The organism is Halorubrum sp. AD140 (assembly GCF_034497445.1).
Lineage (GTDB): Archaea > Halobacteriota > Halobacteria > Halobacteriales > Haloferacaceae > Halorubrum.
Map to the genome: position 1 here is coordinate 22,090 of NZ_JAXRUU010000041.1, position 7,938 is coordinate 30,027.

Below are 7,938 nucleotides of genomic sequence, written 5' to 3' on the forward strand. Positions count from 1 at the left end.
CAGACTTGTACATTACAACGCGAAGTAATACATCGGTGAACACTATGGATATCAACGACACGGTCGAGCGCGTGACGGACGGGGCGGATCTCACTGTCGAGGAGTCGCGCGAGGCCGCGCGGCTCGTCTTCGAGGAGGCCACGGAGGCCCAGATCGGCGCCCTCCTCGCCGCCCTCCGGGCGAAGGGCGAGACGGAGGCCGAGATCGCCGGATTCGCGCAGGGGATGCGCGACGCCGCCCGGACGGTCGAGCCGGACCGCGAGCCCCTCGTCGACACCTGCGGGACGGGCGGCGACGACTACGACACGATCAACGTCTCGACGACGGCCGCGATCGTCGCCGCGGGCGCGGGCGTTCCGATCGCCAAGCACGGCAACTACTCCGTCTCCTCGTCCTCGGGGAGCGCAGACGTCTTGGAGGTCGCGGGGGCCGACGTCGAGGCGGAGCCGCCGGCGGTCGAGGCGGCGATCGAGACCGACGGGATCGGGTTCATGCTCGCGCCCGTCTTCCACCCGGCGATGAAGGCCGTCATCGGCCCGCGCAAGGAGCTCGGGATGCGGACGATCTTCAACGTGCTCGGCCCGCTCACCAACCCCGCCGGCGCCGACGCCCAGGTGCTCGGCGTGTACGACCCCGGGCTCGTGGGGACGATCGCCCGGTCGCTCGCGCACATGCCCGTCGAGCACGCGCTCGTCGTCCACGGCGCGGGGATGGACGAGATCGGGATCCACGACGAGACGGTCGCCGCCGAGGTCAGGGGCGACGAGGTGACCGAGTTCGCTATCACGCCGGAGGAGCTGGGACTCGACCGCGCACCCATCGAGGCCGTGGCGGGCGGGACGCCCGAGGAGAACGCGGCCGACCTGCGGGGGATCGTCGACGGCTCGGTCACGGGGCCGAAGCGCGACCTGATCCTGGCGAACGCCGGGGCGGCGATCTACGTCGCCGGCGAGGCCGACACGCTCGCGGCGGGCGTCGAGCGCGCGGCCGAGGCGATCGACTCCGGCGCGGCCGCCGAGAAGTTCGCCGCGCTCTGCGGGGACGGAGAGGCCCCGAAAACGGAGACCCCCGCGGGCTCGGAGGACGACGACTGATGGCGCGGGTGAAGATCTGCGGGCTCACGCGCGGCGCGGACCTCCGGGCGGCGGTCGACGCGGGCGCCGACGCGGTCGGCGTGATCTCGGAGGTGCCGGTCGACTCCCCGCGGGAGGTGGACCCCGCGACGGCCGCCGAGCTGCTCGCGGACGTGCCGCCGTTCGTCACCGCGACGCTCGTCACCATGCCCGACTCGGCCGAGCGCGCGGTGGAGCTGGTCCGGACGATCGGTCCCGACGCGCTCCAGCTCCACGGCGAGTGGACCGCCGACGAGATCCGGTTCATCCGCGCGGAGACCGAGCGGAAGGTGCTGCTCGCGGTCGACGCAGCCGACCCGGCCCGCGCCGAGGAGTTCGACGCGGTCGCCGACGCGCTCGTGGTCGACTCGACCGACGAGGCGGGCGCCGGCGGCACCGGCGAGACCCACGACTGGGAGAAGGCGGGCGACCTCGCCGCCCGGCTCACGTCGCCGGTCGTGCTCGCGGGCGGGCTCACCGCCGACACCGTCGCCGAGGCGGTCCGCGTCGCCGACCCGTTCGCCGTCGACGTCGCCTCGGGCGTCGAGCTCTCGGAGGGGCGGAAAGACCACAACGCGGTGGCCCGCTTCGTCGCCAACGCGGGTCGGGAGATGGAGCTGGCATGAGCGACGAGGGCTCCCCGCTGGACCGCTCGAAGGCCGAGTTCGTCGAACTCGCCACCGACGCCGAGAGGCCGGTGATCGTCCGCGCGGCCGCCCGACTCGACGCCGACGTGACGCCGCTCGCGGCGTACGCGACGCTCGTCGGCGAGGGGCCGTACGGGTTCCTGTTGGAGTCCGGCGAGAAGGTCGCCTCCAGCGACCCGGACGGCGCGTTCCGGGCGGGCGGGAAGGCGGACCGACACGCCCGCTACTCGTTCGTCGGCTACGACCCCGAGGCGATCGTCTCGGTCCACCCCGACCGCACGGACGTGACCCGGCTCGGACCGGCCGCGGAGTTCGTCGGAGCGGGTTCGGACGGAGAGCCGAGCGCCGAGCGCGACCTCGGCCCCGCCGCCGGCGACGCGGTCGACCGGATCCGCGCGGCGTTCCCCGACGTGAGCCTGCGCGGGTTCCCGAACACCGACCGGCAGATCCTCTCCGGCGGGTTCGTCGGCTTCCTCGCGTACGAGGCCGTCTACGACCTCTGGTTGGAGGAGGTCGGCGTCGAGCGGCCCGAGACCGACTTCCCCGACGCCGAGTTCGCGCTGACGACCCGCACGGTCGTCTTCGACGAGAAGGAGGGAACGGTCGAGCTCGTCTTCACGCCAGTGATCGGCGTCGACGACGACCCCGCGACCGTCTACGACGACCTCGTCGCCGAAGCCGAGCGCGTCGGCGCCGAACTGCGCGCCGCCGCGCCGCCGGAACCCGACGGGATCCGCGTCGAGGAGGAGTCGGCCGGCTCTCAGGAGGCGTACGAGGAGGCGGTCCGAACGGCAAAGCGTCACGTCCTCGACGGCGACATCTACCAGGGGGTGATCTCGCGGAGCCGCGAGCTCCGCGGCGAGGTCGACTCGCTGGGGCTGTACGCGGCGCTGCGGGAGGTGAACCCCTCGCCGTACATGTACGTGCTGCGCCACGACGACCGAAGCATCGTCGGCGCGAGTCCCGAGACGCTGGTGTCGGTGCAGGGCGACCGGATCGTCTCGAACCCGATCGCGGGCACCTGTCCCCGCGGGACGAGCCCGGTCGAGGACCGCCGGCTCGCCGGCGAGATGCTCGCCGACGGGAAGGAGCGCGCCGAGCACACGATGCTCGTCGACCTCGCGCGAAACGACGTCCGGCGCGTCTCGGAGCCGGGGTCGGTCCGCGTCGAGGAGTTCATGAACGTGCTGAAGTACAGCCACGTCCAGCACATCGAGTCGACCGTCACGGGAACGCTCGCGGCCGACGCCGACGCCTTCGACGCGACGCGCGCGACGTTCCCCGCCGGGACCCTCACGGGCGCGCCGAAGGTGCGCGCGATGGAGATCATCGAGGACCTCGAAGCGACTCCGCGGGAGGCGTACGGCGGCGGCGTCGGCTACTACGCGTGGACCGGCGACGCCGATTTCGCGATCGTGATTCGGACGGCGACCCTCGACGACTGCCCCGCGTCCGACGGCGTCGACGGCGGGGGCGCGCCCCAGACCGCGGTGACCGTCCGCGCCGGGGCCGGCCTCGTCGCGGACTCCGACCCGACCGCCGAGTACGAGGAGACCGAACAGAAGATGGACGGCGTGTTGACCGCGATCGACCGCATCCGGGAAGGCAGCGACGAGTCCAACGCCGACGGCCCCCTCCCCGCCGGCGCGGAGGTCGAGGAATGAGGGTCGTCGTCGTCGACAACTTCGACTCGTTCACGTACAACCTCGTCGAGTACGTCTCGGACCAGACGCTCGGCGGCGAGGGCGACGCCGGAACCGACGCGGCGGTGCCGATCGCCGTGTCGGTGTTCAAAAACACCGCGTCGCTGGCGGAGATCCGGGACGCGGACCCGGACGCGGTCCTCATCAGCCCCGGTCCCGGCCACCCGAAGAACGAGCGCGACGTGGGCGTGACGACGGAGGTGTTGCGCGAGCTCTCCCCCGAGGTCCCGACGCTCGGCGTCTGTCTCGGCCTCGAGGCGGCGGTGTACGAGTACGGCGGGACCGTCGGTCACGCGCCCGAGCCGATCCACGGCAAGGCGTTCCCGGTCGACCACGACGGTGCGGGGGTGTTCGCCGGGCTCGACCAGGGGTTCCGCGCCGGGCGGTATCACTCGCTGGCCGCCACCGAGGTCCCCGACTGCTTCGAGGTGACCGCCACGACCGACCACGACGGCGACGAGATCGTGATGGGGATCCGCCACCACGAGCACCCGATCGAGGCGGTGCAGTTCCACCCCGAGAGCGTGCTGACAGCGGCCGGCCACGACCTGATCCGGAACTTCCTCGCGTCGGTCTGAGTTCGGTCGGCCGAGCGGGCGGCTATCACTCCGCGCCCTCGGACTCGCCTTCGGCGTCCCGCCCCGCGAGCCCGACGAGGTGGCCGACCTCGGGGAGGACGATCTCGTCGACGCCGAGCCGGACCGCGTTCTCGGAGCCGGGCAGGCAGAAGACGGGCGTGGCGGCCACGATCCCCGCGGTCGCCCGCGACCCGATCGTCCGCGTGCCGATCTCCTCGTACGAGAGCCGGCGGAACAGCTCGCCGAACCCGGGTAGCGTCTTCGCGAAGATCCCCCGGACCGCCTCCGGGGTCACGTCGTCCGGCGTCACGCCGCTCCCACCAGTGGTCACGACGACGTCGGTGTCCCTGCGGCGGGCCAGCCGGTCGACGGTCCCCTGAACGCTGTCGTACTCGTCGTGGACGAGCTCGCGAACGACGACCTCGTGGCCGGCGTCCTCGAACGCCGCGGCGACGTGGTCTCCGGAGGGGTCCTCGTCGAGCGTCCGCGAGGACGACACCGTCACGACCGCGACCGCGACGGTTTCCGCGTCGTGGTGGTGGTGGTCGTGGTCGCGGTGGTCGTGAGGATGGTCGTGGTCGTCGTCAGTCTCGTCCCCCACTTCGCGATCGCTGGCGTCGCTCATGGCACACCGTTCCGCGTCGACGGTGAAAATACCTCTCCAGCGCGCGGCCGGCGAGACCGCCGCGGCGAGCGAGCGCGCCGCGACGGACGAACTACGGCCAGTCGTCGCGAGACGGCTCCGGTTCGGGCTCTTCCTCGGGCTCGTCGGCGGCGAGAGCCCAGCCCGCGGCCTCCGCGGCGTCCTCGACGTGGAGGAACTCCCAGCCGGTCTGCTCGGCGACGGCGGCGTCCTCGTCGTCCACGCCGACGAACACGTGCCGGTCCGTGTCGAACTGTCCGGCGATGTTCTCCAGGCTCTCCTCGACGCCGCGCGGCCCCGAGAAGAAGTCCTGCCGAACGCGGTGTTTGCGGGTGAAGTTCGTGACGACGTACGTCGGCTTCTCGCTGACCACGCCGACGTACTCCGTCCACTGCCGGGCGCTGTTGAACACGTCGTTGGGGTCGGCGAGCGCCTTCAGCGCCTCCAGCTCGAACGCGAGCGTCATGTCGGTAGATCCGCCACTGTCCATGGTTCAGTGTTCTCGCGGCGGGCGAAAACAACTTCGCTTCGGGGGAACGCCTGGGCGTCAGCCGTCTGATGCGGGGACAACCGCCTTCACCGCGCTCGGATCTGGTAGTAGTCGGTGAACTTCACCACGTCGCCGTCGTCGAGATCACCGGTCTCTGGCGCCGTCCACGGTCGTCCGGCGAGCTCGCTGACCATGTTCTGTTCGTCCTCGTTCAACTCGTCGAAGTGACGGACCCGTGCGTCTGGCGGGACGTGGCCCGTCCGCCGGAGTCGCAGTCGACGACCCGACTCTCTAAATGGCATGTGGTAACATATAACATTATTATTGATAAACGTTTCGCGGCAGGTGTCGTCGGGACACGACCGCGAGGGAACCTCAGCGGTCGCTTCGTGGCAGGGTGAGCGTGACCACGGTGCCGCGAGGCGTCGCGTCTTCGACGGTGGCGGAACCGCCCGACTGCTGGACCACCCAGTACACTAGCCACAGGCCGAGCCCACTGCCGTGATACAACGCGTCGATCGCCGTCCCGTTGACGAGTACGTCGCGGTTCATCTCGTTCAGCCGGGGGCCGTCGTCTTCGACCCGGATCTCGACCGCGTCCGCGGTACCTCGAACCGTCACCGAGACCGCGGGACGGTCGCCGTCGTGGTGAACGACGGCGTTCCGGACCAGCTCTGCTACCGCCCGCGAGAGCCACGTCGTCGCCGACGCGATGGCGGTCCCGTCGGCCGGCGTCGCCACGTCGATCGTCGCCTCGGGGAACTCCTCGGCCACCGCGTCGACGATCTGCCGCGCGATCCGACCCACGTCGATCGGCTCCGTCTTCGGCGCGTCGCTCAGGATCTCGGTGATATGATGGGCCTTCTCGCTCGTCTCCAGCAGGTCGTCGGCCCGCGAGACGATGGCATCGGCCGCCGCCACCGAATCCTCGCGGTCGCCGTCTGCGGTGGCGCCTCCGGTATCCCCGTCGCGCGGTTGACTGGTGAGATACGTTGCGCGCCCGCGGATGACCGTCATCGCGTTCCGGAGGTTGTGCTGGAGGATCCGGTCGACGACGCGGAGCTGTCGCGCTCGGTTCTCGCTGTCCGTCACGTCCCGAAGCACGCCCACGACCCCCGCCGGCTCCGCTCCGTCAGGGTTCTGGAGTGGATAGTACCGGACGTCGAACGTCCGCGTACCTCGCGTCGGATGGGTCCGTCTCGTCCGGTACTCGACGGTCGACCCCCGGAGCGCTTGTTCGACCTGACTTTCGACGCGTTCGTAGCCGTCCGCGGGGACGACGTCCGCGAGGGTCAGGTCGGTGACCTCCCCCTCGTCGATCCCGTGATACTCGCGATACTGAGGGTTCGCGAACAGGTAGCGGCCGTCGCGATCGACCGCGGCGATGAGGTCCGTCGCCCCGTTGACGGCGCGCTCGTACCGCTCGAGCGCTCGTTCGTGCTCCTTCTGGTCGGTGACGTCCCGGCAGATTGCGAACGTCCCGGCCAGATCGCCTTCGGCGTCGTAGTAGGGATACCGGCGTGTGCTGAACGTCGCCTCCCGTCCGCTTTCCGGGAACGTCGGCGAGATCTCGTACTCGACGACGGACTCCGTCTCGAGGACCTCGCGGCGATGCTCGTCGATTTCGGCGGCCGCCTCGGGGTCCATGAACGCGAACTCGTTTGAGCCGAACAGCGTCTGACGGTCGACGCCGGCGAACTCGCAAACCGCCTGATTGAGCAGCTCGAACGTCCCGTCGCGTCGCTGGAGCATGATCGGATCGTCGAGTCGCTCGACGATGTGCTCGTACTGTCGCAGCCGCGCCGTCGCCGCCTTCCGGTCCGTAACGTCGGTCTGGATCGCGACGAACCGGGTGATCTCCCCGGCGTTGTCCATCACCGGTGCGATCGTCTGGAAGGCGCGATACAGGCTCCCGTCACGCTTACGGTCGACGATCTCCTCCTCCCACACCTCCCCGGACGACAGCGTCGTCCACAGCGCCTCGAAGTACTCGTCGGGCATCTCGCCGGAGTTGAGTATCGCCGGCGTCTCCCCTATCGCTTCGGCCGCGCCGTAGCCGGTGTGCTCCGTGAACGCCGGATTGACGTACTGGATGGTTCCGTCCGTGTCCGTTACGTAGATCGCGTGACCGGCGTGTTCGACGAGGTTCCGAAAGGTGTCGAGATCGCGGGTTTGAACCTCCTCGACGCCGTCTCGGAACACACCGGTGTAGACGGGGTCGGCGTCGTGTGAGTCGTCGTTCGAGTCCGAGACGGCCGAGTTCCGATTCGGAGCAGCGTGCCGGTGAAACCGGACCGAGAACACCTCTGTCCGGCCGTCCGCGCGGGCGACGGGGAACGCGACGCTCCCGATCTCGTCGATCCCCGCCGGATCTCCGAGACGTCGGCGGAGCGACCGCTTTCGCTCGTCGGTGGCGTCCGCGGCGATCAGCGTCGCGAGCCGCCGTCCGCGAAGGTCTTCGGGGTCGTACCCGAGAACGGTACCGACCGCGGGGTTCGCGTAGACGATCGTCCCGTCACCGTCGATCGTGACGACCGGGTCCGAACACTCTCGGACGAACGAGGCGAAGAAGCCGCTCGTGGGCTCTTTCGGCTCGTCGCTGGACGGCTCGGGAGGCATCTGACACCGCTAGGACGCACAGCGGCGAAAAGCTACTGTTCGGTGGTCGCCGTCAGATCGTCGACGGAGAAGCCGGGCTCCATGAGGAGGTCCGTCTGGCCGCTCACGTCGCGGCCCTCCCGCATCAGTTGCTTGAACGCGGACTG

8 protein-coding genes are annotated in these 7,938 nt (G+C 70.3%); 4 read left to right on the top strand and 4 right to left on the bottom strand.

Translation table 11 applies throughout. The annotated features are described in order from the left end of the window. The first annotated feature begins 44 nt into the window (after positions 1 to 44). The 4 genes from trpD to trpG are packed head-to-tail and all read left to right on the top strand — an operon-like array spanning position 45 to position 4,040. Positions 45 to 1,094, top strand: a complete 1,050-nt coding sequence (trpD, locus tag U4E84_RS11075) for an anthranilate phosphoribosyltransferase (protein WP_322532156.1) — start codon at positions 45 to 47, stop codon at positions 1,092 to 1,094. Then, positions 1,094 to 1,738 carry a phosphoribosylanthranilate isomerase gene (locus tag U4E84_RS11080; RefSeq protein WP_322532157.1) on the top strand — a complete coding sequence of 215 codons (645 nt, stop codon included), beginning with the start codon at positions 1,094 to 1,096 and terminating at the stop codon, positions 1,736 to 1,738. Before trpD ends, U4E84_RS11080 begins: the two co-directional genes overlap by 1 nt. Beyond that, positions 1,735 to 3,423 (top strand): anthranilate synthase component I, encoded by a 1,689-nt coding sequence (gene trpE / locus U4E84_RS11085; RefSeq protein WP_322532158.1) that lies wholly within the window; start codon positions 1,735 to 1,737, stop codon positions 3,421 to 3,423. Before U4E84_RS11080 ends, trpE begins: the two co-directional genes overlap by 4 nt. Beyond that, positions 3,420 to 4,040, top strand: a complete 621-nt coding sequence (trpG, locus tag U4E84_RS11090) for an anthranilate synthase component II (RefSeq protein WP_322532159.1) — start codon at positions 3,420 to 3,422, stop codon at positions 4,038 to 4,040. Before trpE ends, trpG begins: the two co-directional genes overlap by 4 nt. Before the next feature lie 25 nt (positions 4,041 to 4,065). Here the strand turns inward: trpG and U4E84_RS11095 are convergent, their stop codons facing one another. The 4 genes from U4E84_RS11095 to U4E84_RS11110 all read right to left on the bottom strand — a co-directional run bounded on the left by U4E84_RS11095 (position 4,066) and on the right by U4E84_RS11110 (position 7,792). Beyond that, positions 4,066 to 4,665 (bottom strand): MogA/MoaB family molybdenum cofactor biosynthesis protein, encoded by a 600-nt coding sequence (locus tag U4E84_RS11095; RefSeq protein WP_322532160.1) that lies wholly within the window; start codon positions 4,663 to 4,665, stop codon positions 4,066 to 4,068. 91 nt (positions 4,666 to 4,756) lie between these two features. Further along, entirely contained in the window at positions 4,757 to 5,173 is a 417-nt protein-coding gene (locus U4E84_RS11100; RefSeq protein ID WP_322532161.1) for a hypothetical protein, read from the bottom strand. 86 nt (positions 5,174 to 5,259) lie between these two features. Next, positions 5,260 to 5,475 (bottom strand): hypothetical protein, encoded by a 216-nt coding sequence (locus tag U4E84_RS11105; RefSeq protein WP_322532162.1) that lies wholly within the window; start codon positions 5,473 to 5,475, stop codon positions 5,260 to 5,262. 73 nt (positions 5,476 to 5,548) lie between these two features. Next, the gene (locus tag U4E84_RS11110; RefSeq protein WP_322532163.1) at positions 5,549 to 7,792 is read right to left on the bottom strand and encodes a PAS domain S-box protein; all 2,244 of its coding nucleotides are present in this window, start codon (positions 7,790 to 7,792) and stop codon (positions 5,549 to 5,551) included. Between the last annotated feature and the right edge of the window lie 146 nt (positions 7,793 to 7,938).